13 protein-coding genes and 1 pseudogene are annotated in these 21,023 nt (G+C 22.4%); 8 read left to right on the forward strand and 6 right to left on the reverse strand.

Features of this window, described 5'->3' with window-relative positions; translation table 4 throughout:
- The first annotated feature begins 23 nt into the window (after window positions 1-23).
- From ACJA27_RS02510 to rpmA, 4 genes and pseudogenes are all read left to right on the forward strand, one after another.
- Window positions 24-1,400, forward strand: coding sequence for a YitT family protein (locus tag ACJA27_RS02510; RefSeq protein ID WP_406617731.1), 1,377 nt, complete (start codon window positions 24-26; stop codon window positions 1,398-1,400).
- 99 nt (window positions 1,401-1,499) lie between these two features.
- Entirely contained in the window at window positions 1,500-1,775 is a 276-nt protein-coding gene (locus ACJA27_RS02515) for a hypothetical protein (protein WP_406617732.1), read from the forward strand.
- A 119-nt stretch (window positions 1,776-1,894) separates the two neighbouring features.
- Entirely contained in the window at window positions 1,895-2,194 is a 300-nt protein-coding gene (gene rplU, locus ACJA27_RS02520; RefSeq protein ID WP_406617733.1) for a 50S ribosomal protein L21, read from the forward strand.
- 38 nt (window positions 2,195-2,232) lie between these two features.
- Window positions 2,233-2,493 (forward strand): annotated as a pseudogene (rpmA, locus tag ACJA27_RS02525) (50S ribosomal protein L27); the annotation flags it as partial.
- 242 nt (window positions 2,494-2,735) lie between these two features.
- Here rpmA and ACJA27_RS02530 read toward each other — a convergent pair.
- Window positions 2,736-4,922 carry an ATP-dependent Clp protease ATP-binding subunit gene (locus tag ACJA27_RS02530; protein ID WP_406617734.1) on the reverse strand — a complete coding sequence of 729 codons (2,187 nt, stop codon included), beginning with the start codon at window positions 4,920-4,922 and terminating at the stop codon, window positions 2,736-2,738.
- Between the two features lie 74 nt (window positions 4,923-4,996).
- Window positions 4,997-6,865: a hypothetical protein gene (locus tag ACJA27_RS02535; protein WP_406617736.1), complete on the reverse strand. Its 1,869-nt coding sequence runs from the start codon at window positions 6,863-6,865 to the stop codon at window positions 4,997-4,999.
- 799 nt (window positions 6,866-7,664) lie between these two features.
- Here ACJA27_RS02535 and ligA point away from each other — a divergent pair.
- Entirely contained in the window at window positions 7,665-9,638 is a 1,974-nt protein-coding gene (gene ligA / locus ACJA27_RS02540) for an NAD-dependent DNA ligase LigA (protein ID WP_406617737.1), read from the forward strand.
- 34 nt (window positions 9,639-9,672) lie between these two features.
- Here the strand turns inward: ligA and ACJA27_RS02545 are convergent, their stop codons facing one another.
- Both ACJA27_RS02545 and ACJA27_RS02550 read right to left on the reverse strand, forming a co-directional pair.
- Window positions 9,673-10,566, reverse strand: a complete 894-nt coding sequence (locus tag ACJA27_RS02545; protein ID WP_406617739.1) for an MAGa3780 family membrane protein — start codon at window positions 10,564-10,566, stop codon at window positions 9,673-9,675.
- Between the two features lie 200 nt (window positions 10,567-10,766).
- Window positions 10,767-11,465, reverse strand: coding sequence for a B3/4 domain-containing protein (locus ACJA27_RS02550; RefSeq protein ID WP_406617740.1), 699 nt, complete (start codon window positions 11,463-11,465; stop codon window positions 10,767-10,769).
- 134 nt (window positions 11,466-11,599) lie between these two features.
- Between ACJA27_RS02550 and ACJA27_RS02555 the strand changes: the two genes are divergently transcribed.
- The 3 genes from ACJA27_RS02555 to ACJA27_RS02565 all read left to right on the forward strand — a co-directional run bounded on the left by ACJA27_RS02555 (window position 11,600) and on the right by ACJA27_RS02565 (window position 17,272).
- On the forward strand, window positions 11,600-12,970 hold the full coding sequence (locus ACJA27_RS02555) for a DUF2179 domain-containing protein (RefSeq protein WP_406617741.1): 1,371 nt from the start codon (window positions 11,600-11,602) through the stop codon (window positions 12,968-12,970).
- A gap of 156 nt (window positions 12,971-13,126) precedes the next feature.
- A complete protein-coding gene (locus ACJA27_RS02560) occupies window positions 13,127-15,013 on the forward strand; it encodes a hypothetical protein (protein ID WP_406617742.1) in 1,887 nt (628 codons plus the stop codon).
- An 84-nt stretch (window positions 15,014-15,097) separates the two neighbouring features.
- Entirely contained in the window at window positions 15,098-17,272 is a 2,175-nt protein-coding gene (locus ACJA27_RS02565) for a hypothetical protein (protein WP_406617743.1), read from the forward strand.
- A 47-nt stretch (window positions 17,273-17,319) separates the two neighbouring features.
- Here the strand turns inward: ACJA27_RS02565 and ACJA27_RS02570 are convergent, their stop codons facing one another.
- Both ACJA27_RS02570 and ACJA27_RS02575 read right to left on the reverse strand, forming a co-directional pair.
- The gene (locus ACJA27_RS02570) at window positions 17,320-20,001 is read right to left on the reverse strand and encodes a cation-translocating P-type ATPase (RefSeq protein ID WP_406617745.1); all 2,682 of its coding nucleotides are present in this window, start codon (window positions 19,999-20,001) and stop codon (window positions 17,320-17,322) included.
- A 13-nt stretch (window positions 20,002-20,014) separates the two neighbouring features.
- Window positions 20,015-20,989, reverse strand: a complete 975-nt coding sequence (locus ACJA27_RS02575; RefSeq protein WP_406617746.1) for a hypothetical protein — start codon at window positions 20,987-20,989, stop codon at window positions 20,015-20,017.
- Window positions 20,990-21,023 lie beyond the last annotated feature (34 nt).

The following is a 21,023-nucleotide window of genomic DNA, read 5'->3' on the forward strand; positions in this document are numbered from 1 at the left end:
AATATATGATAATTTAGATACTTATGAATGAGCAAAAAGAATCAAGGCAAAAAACCAAATTACAAGAAAATCTTAATAATGTTCCATCATATGATGAAACATTAAAAAATCAAGAAAAAAAAGAAAAAAAAGATGAAGAAAAAATAACTAATTCTTCAATTTTAAAAGTAAATAAGGAAAATGAAATACAAAATAAAGAAGAAAATGATTTACCTTTAGAAAAATTAGAAATGGGTAAATATTACTTAAAAAATTTAAAACATGAACACAAAAATGTCAAAGAAAAAATTAAATTTATTATTCAAAATTATTGAAAAAGAGTTTTAATAGTTTTTTTATCTGCTTTGCTTTTCAATTTTGGAATAAATACTTTCATTAATCGTTCTGAAACTATACCTAGTGGTTTAACAGGTTTTCCTACTTTATTAGTTCTAATTTTTCCTAAAATCAAACCATATTTTGCTTTAATTTACTTAGGCGCCAATATTCCTTTATTTTTAACATTTGGTCTAAAAGAAAAAAGATCTTTCATCATACTAACTTTGTTGTTTATGCTTTTTCAAATTCCTACAAACTTCTTTTTTACTTGAACACCAATAAATGACTTTTTATATAGAACTTTCAATTTAACTCCCAATTGATCAAGAGAATTACAAGTTATAGAAGAAGAATATATTTCTAATATCACTACAGAATGATATAGAAAATCAGTTAATCCATATGTAATTGAAAATCCAACTAGTTGACCAATTCTTGTATATGGAGTTCTTGGTGCTATTTGTATAGCAGTAGCTATTTCTTTAACTTGGAAAAGTGGAGGATCAACTGGTGGAACTGATATAGTTATCTATTACTTTGCTACTAAATCCAAAAAAAATGTTGCTTCTATTTTTTCTTTAATATCCTTAATGTTTTCTTTAACTTTTTTAATTATATTTAGATTTACCAAACCTCATTCTATCTCTTTTAGATCCATTCAATATTTAAATGAAACCAATACTTTTCCTTATATGCCTCAAATCAGAGGAATCAATAAGTTAAATAAAACCACTACTTTTGGAATGAGAGAATTATCTACTTTACTTTACATATTGATTAATAACATTGTTCTAACACTTATTTATCCTAAATATGCCAAAGTTCAATTTGAGGTCTCATGTTCAAATCCTGATGTAATTTTAAAATATTTCAAAAAGATTAACTTTTGACATGCATATTCAATTAAAAAAGTAAAAAGCGGATATACAGGAAATGATATTTATATTATTGAATCTGTAATGCTTTTATTAGAAACCAAAAACTTAATCTTAGACATTAAAAAAATTGAACCAAAAGCATGAATAAGTATAAAACCTGTTAAACAAGCTATTGGTAAATTTAACACAAGTTATGTTGAATAAAAAAATGCAAAAATAAAAAAATTCCTATTTTGCATTTTTTTATAAATTTTTTTGGCTTTTTTGTAAAAAAAGGACATATATATATGGAGGACATTTTTTATGAAAAATTTTAAAAAACTTAACAACAAAAAACAAACTGAAATTTATGGAGGAAGCTTTCTTGGAATTGCTTCAACTGTTGTCCCATTAATTTCTCAAGGTTTAACCGCTATTGGTACCTTTATAAAAATTATCAAATCAAAAAACGGTTCTTATGAATCTAACACTGGTAATGCTAATTGGAATGATGGTTCAAATGATAAAAAAACTGAACCAACAAAGAAAAACCCATCTTCTAGTGGAACTTCATCAGGACCTACAATAATTGCTTTTTAGTATCTATATAAATATTTTATATATAATAGTAGTGTTACTTTTTGTAACCATTCTAAAAAGGTTTACAAGTGTTTTATTACCACCTTAAGGATGTGTCAATTTTATGGAGGAATAATCGAATGTTTGCGATTATTGAAACCGGAGGCAAGCAAATTCTTGTTAAAAAAGATCAATCAATTTTTATTGAAAAAATTGAAGGCAATGAAGGAAGTAAAGTTACCTTTGATAAAATTTTAGTTGTTGATCAAAAAATTGGCAAACCATACCTTGCAAAAGCACATGTTAGTGGAATTATTGAAAAGCAAGGAAAAGCAAAAAAAATTATTGTTTATCGTCATAATCCTAAATCTACTCACAAAAGAAAATTAGGACACCGCCAACCTTATACACGTGTAAAAATAACTGAAATTGTTGCTTAATTTAATTATTTATATTTTTAAAATAAAGGAAATTTAAAATGGCACATACAAAAGCCGGTGGTTCTAGTAGAAACGGCCGTGATTCACGTGGACAAAGATTAGGTATTAAATTAGGTGATGGTCAATTTTGTACAGCAGGTTCAATTATTTTTCGCCAAAGAGGAACAAAAATTTTTCCTGGTACAAATGTTGGTAGAGGAAATGATGATACATTATATTCATTAATTGATGGTTTTGTTAAATTTGAAACAAAAAGAAATAGAAAATATGCTTCTGTTTACAAAGAAAGACAACAAGATAAAAAAATTGTTAAATCTTCAAAAAAAGTAACTGTAAAAGCTACAGATACAAAAAAAATTAAAAAAACATCAACTAAAAAAACAGTTGAAAAATAATTAAAAATTCAAGTACAAAACAATTAGATTCTATCCAATTATGTTGCACTTGAATTTTTTAATATAAATATAAAAATAGCAAGCACATATATTGCACTTGATATTTCATTTTATGAAATAGGATTTAAGTTTTATGAATCCTATTTTTATTTGTTTTCTTTAATAATAAATGAACCAGCAAAAACAGAGATTTTATATTTTTTATTTTCTTTAATATTATCTTTAATAATTTGTAAAGCAATTAAACTTTCTAATTGATTTTGAATAAATCTTCTTATAGGTCTTGCTCCAAAGTTTGAATCATAAGCAGATTCTGATATAAATTCAATAGTTTTTTCATCATAAGCTAAAGAAACTTTTTTACTTTCATAAATTCTATTTAATAATTTATCTAATTCTAATTTAACTATTTCTTTAATTGTATCTTTATCTAAAGATTTAAATCAAGCAATTTCATCAATCCTATTTATAAATTCAGGTTTTAATTTATTCATCAATTCATTTTTAAGATCTTTTTTAGTTATAGATTCATTTTCATTTTCTTTTTCAACTAAATTTGCTCCTAAATTACTTGTCATTATTACAATTAAATTACGACAATTAATGGTTCTACCTTTTGAATCGGTAATAATTCCATCTTCCAAAATTTGTAAAAGTATATTTAAAACATCATTATGAGCTTTTTCAATTTCATCAAAAAGCAAAATAGTATAAGGATTTTTTCTTATTCTTTCACTTACAGATCCGCCTTCATCATAACCTACATAACCTGGGGGAGCACCAATGAATTTAGCTACTGAATGTTTTTCCATATATTCACTCATATCTAATCTAATCATTTGTTTTTCACTATCAAACAAAGTATATGCTAATGCTTTTGCTAATTCAGTTTTTCCAACACCTGTTGACCCCATAAATAAAAAACTAGCTAAAGGTCGATTAGGATCATTAATATTAGCTTTTGCTCTTAAAATAGCATTGGCTACCAATTTAGTTGCTTCTTCTTGTCCTTTAACTCTTTTATTTAATTCTGATTCTAAATTTAAAAGTTTTTCTTTTTCTGTTTCTAAAAGTTTAGTTACAGGAATTTTAGTTCATTTTGATACAATGTTGGCTATTTCTTCTTTAGTTACTGTATCTTTAATTAAAGTATTACTTGAAGTATTAAGTTTTTTTTCTAAATCATTAATCTTCTTTTCTAAATCAGGAATATCATTGTACATTAATTTAGAAGCAGATTCAAAATTACCTTCATTTTGAAAAATATTTAAACGATATTTCATATTATCCAATTTTGCTTTGTAATTAGATAATTCTTCTAATCTTTTCTTTTCTGAATCTCATTTTTCTTGCAATTCTTCTATTTTAGAATCTACTTCTTTCGAAATTTTTTCAATTTCTTGTAATCTTGTATTATTAGCTTTTTTATCTTCTGATAAAGCAATTTTTTCCATTTCTAATTTAGCTTTTTGTTGTTTTGCTTTATCTAATTCTTCAGGTTGAAATCCCATTTCTGTTTTAATAGTAGCTGCTGCTTCATCGACTAAATCAATTGCTTTATCAGGTAAAAAACGATCAGATATATATCTTGAACTTAATCTAGCTGCCGAAACTAAAGCTTCATCTTGAATTTTAACATTGTGGTAATTTTCAAAACGATCTTTAATACCTCTCAAAATTGTAATAGTATCATTAATAGAAGGTTCTTGAACATCAATTCTTTGCATTCTTCTCTCTAATGCTCCATCTTTTTCAATATATTTACGATATTCATCAAAAGTAGTGGCTCCTATTAAATGCATTTTTCCACGCGCCATTAAAGGTTTTACAATATTAGCAGCATCCATTCCACCTTGTGCATTTTTTCCAGTACCTATAAGCATATGTATTTCATCAATAAAAACAATAATATCCCCATTTGAATCTTCTATTTTTTTTAATACATCTTTTAATCTTTGTTCAAATTGTCCTTGAAAAGATGCACCAGCTAGCATTGCTGGTAAATCTAATTCAATTATTTCTTTATCTTTTAAGTTTTCAGGAACATTTCCTTCAACAATTTTTCTAGCTAATCCTTCAACAATAGCAGTTTTTCCAACACCTGGTTCCCCTATTAATACAGGATTGTTTTTATTTTTTCTAGAAAGAATTCTTATCATTCTTCTTATTTCATCATCTCTATTTATAACAGGATCTAATTGGTTTTTAACTGCTAAATCTGTTAAATTTCTACCAAATTCTTTTAAAGGATCTTTTTTAGATTCTTTTGAAGAAGTATTAGTTGGATCAGCATCATTTAAACTATTCATAAAGTCATCAAATCATGAATTCATTTTATCCTCCTTTTGAAGATAAAAAAAATTATAACATATAAATTTAGCACTCTAACCATTAGAGTGCTAAATATTTATTCAATTATTTCATTTATTATTTCTTTGCTGATTTGAGTAATACTATCTAATTTATCATATAGTCTACCAATAATTTTTCCATTTTTTATAAAAATAGCTGTTGTTTTTTCTTTTTTACTATATATATCAATAAAACTACCACTATAATATTCTACTAATGACAATATATGTTTACCAACAGATTGTTTTCTAAATAATCTTGTTTTATCTGTTGAAAAAAGTTTAAAAATATTTTCATTATGAAGATTATTATTTTCTACTGGATCAAAATATAAATCTTCTCAATCTTTTGTATTATTATCAATTACTTGAAAATCATTTCCCTTTTCTTCTTTTACCTTTTGAATAAAGTAATTCATTTTATTTTCTAAATTTTTCTTATATCAATCAAATTCACTTTTTGAAAAATCATATTTATAATGGTTTTTTTCTTTTATAAGCATCATTATTGTTTTGTTTGGGTTTGCTTTTGAATCATTTATCAATTTATTTCAACGTTTTAGGATATTGTTTTCTATATTAATATCCACATTAGAATAATCTTTTTCATCTTTAAAAAAATTCTTTGCTAAAGAATTTAAACCAGAAAGAATAATGTTATAAATTTGTTCTTTATATTGGTTAATTGTATCTTTTACTTCCGGGATATTCAATTTATCATAATTTTCTGGTGAAAACAGTAAAGAAGAAATTTTAAAATAAAAATCTTCACATCTTTCTTCTACTTCTTTTTGAGTATTTAATGTATCAATTGTACTTTTAAGTTTTTGTAATTCTTCATTAATGGTAGTTTTATACATTCCATAATTTGCATCATTTTCTATACCAAAAGCTCCTAAAACATAATTGGCTAATTTTTTATAATTGTTTATATTTTTATCAAAATAACTATATAAATATTGTTTTTCTAAATCTGGTAAAAGATTTTTTTCTTCATCTTCTAATTTTTTCATTAAATTAGCTTTTATAGATTCATTTGTTTCTTTATCAATTTGTTCTTTAATATCTTCAATATTTTTTTTCTTTTTTATGTAAAAATTCATTTCAAAATATGTATTTTCAATATTAAACATTGTTTTCAACAAATTTAATAAAGAATCTTTTAAATTAGTTAAATATGTATTCATATTTTTTAATTCTAATTTGAGAGTATTATTTTTTTCTTGTTCTTCTAATTCATTTATTCAATTTTGTAAAAATCTAAATGTGTTTTTAAATTTTTTACCAATATTAAAATTAATAGAAGATAAATTCATTATATAGCTATAAAAATCATTTTTAAACAAAGGTATTGAAGAACTATGGTGCATAAAAATAGTATTTTGATGTAGAATCTTACCAGATTTTAATTCTTTATAATCTAATTTATTAGGGAATTCTAAATTTTGAATTTCTTTTTCAATTCTTTTAGATTTAATATTTAAATTTTGAAATTCTAATTTTGTTGATTCTAATCTATAAGATAAAAATGCTTTGGTATGTTCTTTATTAAAATAAATATAATTATCAACAATTTTTAATTGTTTATCTTTTAAAAAATTATTATTTACATCATTAAAATAAATATGGTTCAAAACATAATCTATATTAGAAGAATTAAAAATTAAATTAGAAGGTTTTATTAATGACTTTTTTGTTTTAACATCTATTAATTCTGTTGTAGATAAAATTTTTCCATCTTGATCTTTTTGTATAAGTTTTTCTTTAAAAATAGGATTAGTTTTTTTTATAATTTCATCTAATCTGTTAATTTCTTTTTGTGTTTGCTTATTTTTATCATTTATTGTATTTTCGCAATTACTAGAAATAAAGATTGTTGATAAAGGTATTATAGGTACCAAAAAAAAAATAATTTTCTTTTTCATATGTTTATTATACTTATAATAATAAGTATTTATTCAAAAAAATTTTTATTTTTTTACCTATAAAATAGTAATTTTTATAAAAATATGTGAATTATTGGTTAAACATAAATAATGCTTTATTTTTTTACTATAATAAAGTAGCCTATTGAAAAGTAGGCCTACTCTTATTAAATGAGTAGAATAATTTTAATCTTTTATATATGTTTTTATAAATTTAAAATTTTTTCGTATTATAGATCCATTGATAACAATGTTTCCTTTCTATATCTTTCATTATTGTTATTGATGAATTATTTATTAAATTTTAATATATCTCTTATTGTGTATTGTATTAACTATTCGTTATATCGTTATATATTTTTAATGTTTTCATTTATTAAAAAATTTGTTTAATATAATTTAAAATATTATTTATTGGGTTTCTTCTCTCTTTTATATTTATTACTCCTTTAATAATGTTTATTTAAAAAATAAATTTGATTATTACATTTTTCGGTTTTCCTTATAATTCTTTATTTTGTAATGGTTTTTCACATTTAATATTTTCAAACTACCTCCTTTCTTTATTGTTTGTGTATTCATAAAGTAAAATTTTGTTAATCATTTATCTCTCATTCCCTTTTTTTATATAATCTATTAACATTTTTTACAAACCTTTCCATTTTTATATAGGTGCTCCTTTCTTCTAGATTTAAACTCAAATAATAATGTAATAATTAAATTTTCTAAAAATAATAAAAACAAAACCGCCCTTAAAAAGGCGGTTTTTTATTATAATTTTTAAGAAAATAAGGTGTTTATGAATATAGAAATAAAAAACAAAATTTTACAATTAACAAAAAAAATATGAGAATGAAATAAACAATATTACCAAGATAATAATCCCACTGTAGATGACTTAGTTTATGATGAAGCATTAAAAGAATTAGAAGAACTAGAAAAAAAATATCCTGAATATATGTTCCCAAATTCTCCAACCCAACATTTAGGGTCATTTGCTGATTCAAAATTTAAAAAAGTTATTCATAAAAATCCAATGTTATCTCTAGCTAAAGCTTACAATTTTGAAGATATTATAAAATATATAGATAACTTAAAAAAAATAGTTCCAGAAGAAAAATTAATATTCTCTTTAGAACCAAAAATAGATGGATTATCGCTAGGTCTTATATATGAAAATGGATATTTAATTAAAGCTTTAACCAGAGGAAATGGCATTGAAGGTGAAGATGTAACTGAAAATATTTATGCAATTTCAAGTATCCCTAAAATAATAAATTATTCTAAACATTTAGAAGTAAGAGGAGAAGTATTTTTTAAAAAGAAAGATTTTAAAACAATAAATAATAATTTAGAAAAAAATAATTTACAAAAATTTGCAAATGCTCGTAATGCAGCAAGTGGTACTTTAAGGCAATTAGACTATAAAATAGTAGAAAAAAGAAATTTAAGTGCATTTTTTTATGAAATACAAGATCCATTATCACATAATATTTTTAAACAAAATGAAGCATTAACTTTTTTAAAAACTTTAAATATTCCAACTAATAATTTTCATCAAATAGTAGAATTTGATGATTTAGAAAATGAAATTTTAAATTTTACAGAAATAAAGAACCAATTAGATTATGATGCTGATGGTTTGGTTATTAAATTAAATGATTTAAATTATTGGGATAAATTAGGAAAAACTTCTAAATTTCCTCACCATTCTATAGCATATAAATATGAATTAGAATCTTCTGAAACAAATGTAATAAATATTTTTGCCACTGTAGGAAGAACTGGAAAAATAACTTATGTAGCAAATTTAGAACCAGTTGAATTAAATCAAACAATGGTTTCAGCAGCAACATTGCATAATTATAATTTTATTAAAGACTTAAAAGTTAATATAGGAGATAAAGTAAAAATTATTAAAGCTGGTGAAATCATTCCTAAAGTAGTAGATGTAGTTAAACATAAAAATGACAATGTCATCCCTTTTAAAAAGATTTTACTTTGTCCTGGATGCAAAAGTCAATTAAAAGAATTTGAAGATAATGTAGATCAATTCTGTATCAATCCTTATTGCGAAGAAAAAGAAATAAAGAAAATTATCCACTTTGCTTCAAGAGAAGCCTTTAATATAAATACTTTAGGTGAAAAAAATATAAGATTATTTTATAAATTAGGTTATCTTAAAAAAATTGAAGATCTTTTTGTAATGTATAAACATAAAGAAGAATTAGAAAAAATACCTAATATGGGTAAAAAATCTATTGAAAAATTATTAAATAATATAGAAGAAGTAAAAAATATAAGTTTTCACAAAACTTTATATTCTTTAGGTATTAAACATATTGGCATAAGAGCATCTAAGTTGATATCTAAAGAAGTTAATAGTTTTAAAGAACTTATAAATTATGATTCTAATCAATTTATAAATATTGTTGATATAGGTCCTAAAAGTGTAGAAAGTCTTATTACCTATTTAAAAAATAATAAAGAATTTTTATTTTATTTAGATGAATATTTAAACTATGAACAAAAAGAAAATAAAACTAACAAATTAGAAAATTTAATTTTTGTAATTACTGGAACTTTATCTAAACCAAGAAATTATTTTGAAAAAGATATTGAAAATAATGGTGGAAAAATAAGTAATTCTGTTTCTAAAAAAACTTCATATTTACTTTGCGGAGAAAATCCTGGTTCAAAATTAATAGAAGCACAAAAATATAATATTAAAGTTATTGGTGAAAATGAATTTAAAAAACTTTTAGAAAAATAAAATCTGCTTCCAATAAAAAGCAGATTTTATTTTTCTATTCAATTATTTTTTCTTCTAATTTATTAATTTTATTGGGTTTAATAATTTGTATTCTATATGCTAATTTTCATAAATATGCAATTCCAGGAATAACAAAGAAAGCAACTAAAAACATTAATATATCTAAAAGAATAATAACTGCTGTATTCCCACCTTTATAGAATAAAGGTTGTTTAAAATTCAAGAAGCCATAAATAGTAATATGATAAGCACCATAAGGATTTTGATTATTTTTAGTTTCTAAATTAATGAATTTACTTCCTATAAAGAATGTTACCAATGCAAAAGTGAAATAAGCAAGAACAAAAATATTTGTCATTCATAATTGACATTTTTTCAATTGAATTTCTTTTCTAATAAATCACATAAATATAAAACCTACTAAAGGATTTATAGCATGTAATATGGTACTATACATTAATAAATATCAATGATCTAATAATTCACTTTTACCTTTAAAGTATGTTGGGAAAATTAAACTTCAATAAATTAAAAAGGTAATGGTAATTATTACGTTTGCTGTAAAAAACATTGATTTTGCTCTTTGAGAATTTTGAAAAAAAGGTAAGAGCAACAAATTAATTGTTAATAATCAATTTGAAATCATATTAAATGTTAAAGTGTTACTTCACATTAATGCTAATGCATCTGGACGATATGTTGGGTTTGCTTTGGTTCAATCTTTAAAATGATTTTGAATTCCACTATTTTTTAGAGATAAATAATTTTTTTCAATACTTCATCAAAAATAAACAATTAAACTTGAAAGATTAACTAAGGCCATAATGAAACCAAAAATAAACATAAGTTTATAAGTTAATTTTCATGAATTAAAATTTTTTATTAATGGAAGATTTAATAATTTTTCTTTAAATGTTAATTTTTTCATAAAGAAAATTATAAAGATATTTTTTATATAAAAACTTTATAAATATAAAGAATAATAAAAAGTATTTTTTTATTTATTTTGCTATTTTATAGGTAAAAAAGAAAAATTTAATATGTATATTTATTTAATTTTTAAAAATATTTTTATTAAAATAAATAAAAAAATTGTAAATGTTAATTTAAGCATTACAATCTTTTTATTTAAAATTCAATTTCAAAATTTTCTTTATTTAATATTTTTAATATTGTTTTACCTTTTAGTTTATCTTTTATTAGATTTTCCATTTCTAAAGAGGCATTTTTTATGTTTTCCAAATTAGTTTCATCTATAGATTCAATGAATAAAATTGCTTCCTTAGTTTGTTCATCCAATAAAGTTCTAGTACATTCTCTCCAATTTAAACATCTACAAATTGCCCCTAAATCATCTTTATATACAATTTCTTCTGAATATGGAGGTTCAGAAATATCGGAACCATATGTTATAAAATTTTCATCTCCCATAGCTTTAGTTAGTAGCATATTTCCTTTTATTTTATTAATGTCTTCTCCTCCACAAGGTACTCCATATTTTAATGAAATATAATTATAGATATCAACTAAAGGATTGATGCTATTTATTTTATTTCCGTTATGAACTCTTTTTAATAAAGCTTCAATAGAACATCTAGCACCTTTTTTACTTTTAAATTTTCTAAATGCTTCCCTCCAATATTTAATAACTTTATTATCAGTTCAAATAAAATTGTCTATATATTGTTCTGAAATATCGATACCTTGATTTAATAAATTTTGTCCTTCAATATTTTTTGTATTATCTATATTTTTAGCAATAATTACAGCTATATGAGCATTAGGAAATATTTCAAAAAAGTCTTTTTTAACAATAAATTTTTTCATATCAAAATTATAAGGTATATAGCGTTAGTAAAAATATAATATTATTTTCTTTGTTATAACATATAATTAAAAATGTAAGTTTTTTTAGAACTTGCTTTATTTTTTTATTTATTTTAAAAAAAGAAAGGAGAAAAATGGAACAAGAAAAAGAACTTTTTAATGAACAAGATGATTCTAAAAAAGAAGAACATTTTGATCCGGATGGTGTTTCTGTAGAAGATGTTAATAATGAAAACATGACTACAAGACCAAGATTAGTTTCGAAGAAAAATGTTAATTATAAATACACAAAAATGTCAAATTTCATATTAAAACTTTCACGTTTTTATGGTCCTATGCCATTTTGAAAATTGATGTTAATTACTTGTGGATTAGCAATTATTTTTGGAATTATTGGAGTGTTTTTAGTTAAAAATCCTGGAATTTATAACTTTGGTTTAGCTGCTTTTGGTCAAGCAATTGCTAAATTAACTGTTGTATTATTAAGAAAAGTTAAAGCTATTACACCAAATATTTCTAATATTATTGATCATGCTTTATTCTGAATTATGTATTTAGTTTTAAGTATTCCAATTTTTTGATTTGGCTGAAAAAAATTGGGTAAAAAATTTACCCTTTTAACTCTATTATTTTTAGTAGTTTCAAGTTTTGTTTCTTTTGGTTTAGGACAAATACCAGGAGTAAATAAACTATATTTAATCGGAGATTTTAATCATCCAGAAATTTCACAAAATTTAAAAAAATATATGATTGATGAACATTGAAATCATAAAGATATGTGATCTCAAATTCCTCTTGATTGAAATAAAAGTGGAGGAAATATCATTGCTCAAATTCTTTTAGCTGTTGTTTATGGAGTTTTATTAGCATATTTCTTTGCTATTATTGCTATTATTGGTGGTTCTGCTGGAGTCACTGGAATTATAGGAGAATATTATTCTGTATACAAACAAAAAAACTTTGGTGCTATTAACGCTTACATTAATTTAATTATTATTTTAGCATCCGTTGTTGTAGGTAATTATCTTCCAGCTTCATTATTATTAAATGATATTAAATCACTTAATTTAGATAATTTACCTACTGAATGGGATAATTTAAAAGAAGAAGTAGAATACTTACAAAAATTAACTTGACAACCTTCTTTATATTTCTCACCAAACTTTGTTTCTACTTATATTTGTAACGTAGTTTTTTCTATTTATCTTGATAAATTATTCCCAAGATATAAAATAGTTCAATGTAAAATATATACTCATCATCTTGAAGAAATTAAAAATGAACTTAATGAAGATGAAAAATCAATGAATAGTTTTTCAATTACAGAAGGTGTTGGTGGTTATTCAGGTAGACCATTAAGTATTATTTCATCAATAACCTTATACAATCAAATACCAAGATTAATTTATAAAGTTAGAAAAGTTGATCCAAAAGCATTTATAGCAATTAACAATATAACTAATGTTGATGGAAATATATATATTCCTCAATCAAAAATAAATTAATCTAAATAATTTATTAAAGCTCATGGTTTTTTACTATGAGCTTTATTTTTTAAAAAACAAATTATGTAAAAATAATAAAAAATATGTAAAAACACCATTTTATATATAATAAATTAGCATTTTTTATTTATTCATAAAAAATATACAAGGAGAAAAATGAAAAAATCACTTAAATTTTTAGGTTTAACTATCTTACCTTTAGCTACTCTAACTTCTAGTTTGGTGGTTTCGGGTGCTTGTGATAAGAAAAATAAACCTGAGCCAAAACCTCAACAAGATGAAAATAATAAAGATAAAAATAATGAAAAATTGGAAAAAGCATTAGAAGAATTAGAAAAAATTGCAAAAAAATTAGAATTTAAAATTAAAACTTCAGATTATTTTATTAAAGATGCTTTAGATATTAAAAAATATACTTACACATTAAAATCAGGATATGAATTTATTTTAAAATCAATAGAAAAAACTAATCAAGATGAAGTTACCATTAAATATAGTGTTAAAGATTCAATAAATAAATTAGAATCAAAAACATATGAACAAAAATTTAATGGGTTTAAAAAACAAGCACCTATAACTGATGTTTTTGATGTAAACAAACATTCAGAACAACTAATAGATTTATTTAATTTAGATAAAAACGAATATGCTTCTCAAAATAAAGATTTATTTAATGCTAATGATAAAAAAGATATTAATTTTGAATTGCAAGAAGTTAAATTACTTTCTTATAATGATTTAGATGGAACAGCACAAATTTCTGTTAAAGGTATTTTTAACAAAAAAACTTTTTCCGTTGATTCTTTAACTATTAATAATAGATTTAAAAAACCTCCATTAATAGATGAAATTCATCAAGTTAATCCAAAACTTAATACACAAAAAATGATTGAAGATGGTAAATCTATTGAAGATTTAAAAACTTATCCAATCGATCAATTGTTAACATTTTTTGAAACATTAACTATTTATGATAAACAAAATAATAAAATCAATTTAGTTAATTTTGTTAAAGACAATCCTGAATATAAAATTACAAATTTAAAATTAGTTAAAGATGGTCAAAAAAATGCAATTTTATTAAAAGTTCAATTGCAATTAAAGACATTTTCTAATAATAAAGAAACAGATATAAAGAAAGATATTATAGATACTCCAAAATTACCACTTGAAGGAGATAGTTATAATGAAAAAGATATCCTAAACTATATATTGAAAAATAAAATTTCTTTTTTAAAAACAATAGAAAATGATCCAAATAAAAAAGAAAGTTTTGCTTCTGAAAATAAATATTGATTTGAAAAACAAGGAATTGATATATCAGGCGGTTATGCTATTTTTGATAAACAAATAGAAGAAAAATTTAAAAAACAATTTGGTATAAAGGAATTTTTATTTAAAACTAATTCAGCTGGATACAATGATGTTACAGGTGAATTGTTTGCAAATATTCAATTTGGGATGTTTAAAAATGATGAATTTTATTATTCAGACCCTATAAATATAACAATAAAAGGATTTAAAAAACTAGATTATGATTTTTTTAATGAATTATTTGAAATTAAACAAAAAAATGAAAATGATTCAAAATGACAAACAGTAAAAGAAGAAATTAAAAAATTATATTTAAATTCAAATAAAAAACCAAATTTTGAAATTACAGAACCAACTTTAATAAAAAAACTCTTTAAAGTTGGAAATGAAATATGACATGTTTTACGTCCTGGTAATTCTAATAAAGATGAATTCAAATTACAAAGTAATAATAATTGAACTTTAACCTATAATAATAAATCTATAAATTATATTTCTGATTTTGTTGAGAAAGCTTATGATAAAAAACAAAGTTTAGTACATAGTCAATATTGATTAAATGGTATAAACATAAAATTTGTTAAAATTAATAACTTTAAAGAACAAAATGGAAAAATAAGTTGTGATTTTGTTTTTGAAATTTCATTCATAATTAATAATAATTCTTCTTCTATTACAACAGAAGAAAAAACAATTAAAGTAAATAAAACTTTTACAATGGAAATATAAAAAATATTTTATTTTTTTCTTTTATCTATATAATACATAAGTATTTTTATTATTAAAAATAATAAAAACTATATAAGGAGAAAAATGAAAAAATCACTTAAATTTTTAGGTTTAACTATCTTACCTTTAGCTACTCTAACTTCTAGTTTGGTGGTTTCGGGTGCTTGTGATAAGAAAAATAAACCTGAGCCAAAACCTCAACAAGATGAAAATAATAAAGATAAAAATAATGAAAAATTGGAAAAAGCATTAGAAGAATTAGAAAAAATTGCAAAAAAATTAGAATTTAAAATTAAAACTTCAGATTATTTTATTAAAGATGCTTTAGATATTAAAAAATATACCTACACATTAAAATCAGGATATGAACTTATTTTAAAATCAATAGAAAAAACTAATCAAGATGAAGTTACCATTAAATATAGTGTTAAAGATTTAATAAATAAATTAGAATCAAAAATATATGAACAAAAATTTAATGGATTTAAAAAAGAAAATAATCAAAATAATGAACAAGAGAATAAAGCAAAACTAGAAAAAGCAAAAAAAGAATTAGAAAAAATTGCAAAAGATTTAAACCTTAATATTGAAACTTCAAAATATTTTATAGATCAAGCATTAGAAATTAATAAATATACTTATAATCTTTCTTCTAACTATGAATTAATTTTAAAATCTATTAAAAAACAAAATAAAGACAAAATTTCTATTCAATATAGTGTTAAAGATAAACTAAATAATTTAGAATCAAAAATATATGAACAAAAATTTAATGGATTTAAAAAGGAATCACCTACAACTGATGAATTTGATATAAACAAACATTCAGCACAATTGATAGATTTATTTAGATTAGATAAAAACAAATATGCTTCTCAAAATAAAAATTTATTTAATGTTAATGATAAAAAAGATACTAATTTTAATTTAACTGACATTAAAGTAAATTCATATAATGATTTAGATGGAACTACAAATATTTCAGTTAAAGGTACATTTAATAATAAAAATTTCTCTGTAGATTCATTAACTATTAGTGATAGATTTAAAAAACCTCCTCTTTCATATTTAATTACTCAAGCTTCTCCAAAATTAAATATTTCTAAAATGATAGATGAAATAAAATCTATAGAAGATTTAGAAAAAATGTCTACAGAAGAATTATTAAAATATTTTGAAGAATTAAATATAAATGATAAGAATCATAATCCTATTAATTTAATAGATTTTGTTAAACAAAATCCTGAATATAAAATTACTCAATTAAAAATTGAAAAAAATGGAAATAAAAATACTGTTGTAGTAAAAATGGAGTTATCTTTAAAAATGTTTGCCAATGATACTGAAACTGATATTAAAAAAGATATAGTAGATGCTTCAAAACAAGTAATAGAAAAAACTGGATATGATGAAAAAGAAATTCTAAATTATTTATTAAAAAATAAACTTAAATTTGAAAACGATGTTTCAAATAATAAAGACCACAAAAATACATATGCATCTGAAAATAAATATTATTTTGAAAAATCAAAAGATGAGAAAGATTCGATATTAAGATTTTCTAATTTTGAGAATCATGACAAATATCTTAAATTATTAAAAGTTGCTCATTTTATACCAGAAATAATTTCTAATGGATACAATGATATTACAGGGGAAATATTTGCTACTCTTAGATTAGGAATGCAAAAAAATAATCAAACTTATTATTCTGATCCGATAAATATAACTATTAAAGGTTTTAAAAAATTAGACCAAAATTATTTTCAAAACAAATTTTTAATTGCTGAAAAAAATCCTGCTGATTCAAAATGAAATACAATAAAACAAGAACTTAAACAAGCTTACAATGAATCTAATGATAAAGAAAATTTTGAAATAAATGATCCTGAAAAATTAAAAAAATATTTCCAATCACAAAGTCTTACTTGAAATATTTTACGTTCAGGTGCTTCACTTAATGATGATCATATATTCCAAGAAAGTAAAATTTGAAGTTTAATTTATTTACCAACAGGTCAAGACTTTATTCAAACTGGTTTTGAAAAAGAAAAAGGTTTAACAAAAGTTGAATCATATTGATTAAATGGAATCGGTATTAAATTTACAAAAATCAATAAATTTAAAATGTATAATGGAAAATTAATTTGTGAATTTGTATTTGAACTTTCATTTAATGTTAATAGCAATAAACAAGCTGGAACAAATGAAGAAACAACTTTAACTACAACTAGAACTATTTCAATGGTTTTAGGTTAATTAAATTAAAAAATATTTACCACAAAAATTATGGTAAATATTTTTTTCTATTTCTTTATTAAAACTTTATTTCCGATTTTTTTAATTTCATTTAAAAAGATTAAAGTAAATGAAAGTAAAATTGAAATTAAAGGTAATTGATAATTATTAGTAAATTCTGAACTCATTCTAAAAAATCTAGCTATAGAAGGAGTTAATGAAACTAATAAAATGAAGAATGCCGATGAAAGAGAAGCAATTCAAACTAAATAATATTTTTTAATGCTTGAAACAAATATAGATTTATCACTCATTAAGTTTAAACTATTAATGCTTGAAGCTAATCCCATTGTAATAAAAGCGGAAGTAGAAGCCACTTGTAATACATCCATAAAATTATGAATAGCATAATAAGCACCTACAATATAAGAAATCATAGAAATAATAGTTAAAACTGTTGCCTGTCAAAGAAGTTCTATTCCCATACCTCTAGCAAAAATGGATTCTTTTTTATTAAATGGTAAACGCTTCATAACATTTTTACCTGAATCAACAAAACCTAATGCTATAGCAGGTAAACCATGAGTTAATAAATTAATTCATAATAATTGTGAAGCACCAAAAATATAAAATTCACTTTGGTTAATATAATTTTTAAACAATGGATAAAATATTAGCATTCCCAATAAAATTAACATTACTTCGGTTAAGGAAGTTATTAATAAATTCATAATAACAGTTTTTACTTTATCATAAATTAAACGTCCATTTTTCACTGCTTTAACAATAGTTGAAAAATTATCATCAATTAAAATCATATCAGCCGCTTGTTTTGAAACATCAGTTCCTGTTATTCCCATTGCACAACCAATATCACTTTTTTTAAGAGCTGGAGCATCATTTACTCCATCACCCGTCATTGAAACAACTTGATTATTTTCTTGTCATGCTTTAACGATTCTTAACTTATCTTCAGGATTTACTCTAGCATAAATAGATATTTGTTTAACTTTTTCTTTTAATTCTTCATCAGTTAATTTAGATAATTCTTCACCTGTAATAGATAAATCAGTTTGTTCATTAAAAATTCCCAAATTTTTGCCTATTGCTCTTGCTGTATTAATATGATCACCTGTGATCATTACCACTTTAATTCCTGCTTGTTGAGCTTCATAAATACTTAAAGCAACTTCTGCTCTTGGGGGATCCATCATTGCAATTAAACCAACAAATTCTAAATTATTTTCATCATTAAAATCTATTGTTTGCTTTTTAATAACTTTTTTGGCAACTGCTAAAACTCTATAAGTTTTATTAGTCCATAAATCATTGATTTTGTTAATTTCATCTAAATTAACATTTTTACATCTTTGAATTAAAACATCTGGAGCGCCTTTAACTATCATTACATTATTTTGTTTTTCTTTAACTAAAACCGACATTAATTTACGATCACTATCAAAAGGTAAAGATGCTATTCTGGGATTATTTTTTTCTAATTCATCTTTTTTAAGATCATAAGCATATGCATATCTTAAAATCCCTGTTTCTGTAGGATCACCTACTTCTATAAATTCTTTATCTTTAAGGGTTAAACTAGCATCATTGCATAAAATGGCTAAAGTTAATAAATTTTTAAAATCTGTTTTATCTTCACTTTGTTCTGATAAAAGCTTACCCTTTGTATATAAATCTAAAATAGACATTTTATTTTCTGTTAAAGTTCCTGTTTTATCACTACAAATAATAGAAGTGGAACCTAATGTTTCAACAGCTAAAAGATTTTTAATTAAAGCATTTTCTTTAGACATTTTAGTAATTCCAATAGAAAGAATAACAGTAGTAAAAGTAATTAAACCCTCTGGAATAGCAGCCACTGATAAAGAAATTCCAGTTACAAAGGCATTTGTATATATTTGATAATTTCTTCCAAAACCATTTAATGCTATTTGAATAAAAAAAGCAACAAAAAGCAAAATTACACCTAAATATCCAAAAATTTTACTTAATTTATTAAGTTTAATTTGCAATGGACTCAATTCAGTTTTTGTTTTTTGGATCATTTGGTTAATAGAACCAATTTGAGTGTTAGTACCAGTAGCAATAATTTGTGCTACTACTCTTCCATTAGTAACATAAGTTCCTGAATATAAAAGATGATTGTTATTAGCTAAAAGTTTATCATCTTCTTTTTCTCAATTGGCATTTTTTTCTACCGGTACACTTTCACCAGTTAAACTTGATTCTACAACCATTAAATTATTTGCTTCAATTATTCTACAATCAGCAGTAATGCTATCTCCTGCTTCAAAAATAACAATATCTCCAACAGTTAATAATTCAGAAGGAAGATTTTTAATTTCTCCATCACGAATAACTTTGGTATTAATTTTATTTATTTTTTCCAAAGCTTTTACCGCTTGTTCAGATTTAACAACTTGATAAGCCCCTAAAATACTATTTAAAATAATAACAAGCATAATAATTGCTGGTTCAATATAAGATACAATAATTTCACTTAGGTTCTTATGTGACTTAACTTGTTCAAATATTGCTAATGATAAACTAATAACAGCAGCAATAATCAATAAAATAACCATTGGATCTAAAAATTGTTTTAAAAAAGCTATAAAAGGATTTATCTTTTTAGAAGTTTTTAATTCATTTTTACCATATTGATTAAGATTTTTTAAAGCTTGTTCATTAGTTAATCCAGTTTTTGTGGAAGTTTGAATAATTGAATTTTGCATAATTTACTCTTTTCTATTTATTTAATTGTAAAGAATCCATTAAATGGTTGTAATCTTTACAAATTTCTAAATCTGTTTTGGTTAAAGTTTGATAATTCTTGTTAAAAACAGAACGAATAATAAAATAATTATTTATTTTAAACATAAAATGAGGAATACTTAAAATAAATCAAATTAAATTAGAACCAAAGAAAATCATAATGGTGAAAACAATAGGATTTAATTTATTTGAATAATCTTGAATTTTAAATAATTTAATCATTGCATAAATACCTACATTAGGTTCTTCATATGGGGAAATTACAAATAAATTAGCAATAGGACGATTATAAAACTCATATGTTCTAGCATTCATAATTGCATTTGCTAATAAACTAATAAGAACAAAAAATAACAATACTGCAAATGATCTTAAAATTCCACCTATACTAATAAATAATGAATATTTAAGCATTAAATATATACCTAAAATAACCATTAAAGCATGATAAATAATGCTATGTAATTCTCCTACACTTAAATATGAATTAAGAGAAACAATATTATCTATTTTAATAATTATGGAAATACCTGAAATTAGCATATAAGAAGCATAAAATTCCATTACCGCTTGTTTTAATTCTTTTGTAGGTAATATCAAATATAGAAGTAAAGCCCACATAAATATTGAACAAATAAAAGTTGGGGCATATACATTACCTTGTCTTATTTTAGAAATAAAATCTATATGTATTACATAATTTAACCTATCAATAAGTGCATAAAAATCTATGATTTTAATTATTTCCATCAAAATAGTAGAACTTACAATTAGGATTAAAACTTTATCATTTATTTGCTTTGTTTTTTTGTGTTTTTTACCAATATATCCTAAAATAATCCCTAATGTAATAATTAAAAATACAATAAAAAGATGTATTTCAGAAAATATATGTGAAAGTTTAATATTTGTTTTATATGTTCTAATAAAATTGATTAAATCATACATATTTAATATTTTATTATATTAATAATAAAGATAG

Origin of the sequence: Mycoplasmopsis lipophila, assembly GCF_045276895.1 — a bacterium.
In the GTDB taxonomy this organism is placed as follows: Bacteria; Bacillota_I; Bacilli_A; order Mycoplasmatales; family Metamycoplasmataceae; genus Mycoplasmopsis; species Mycoplasmopsis lipophila.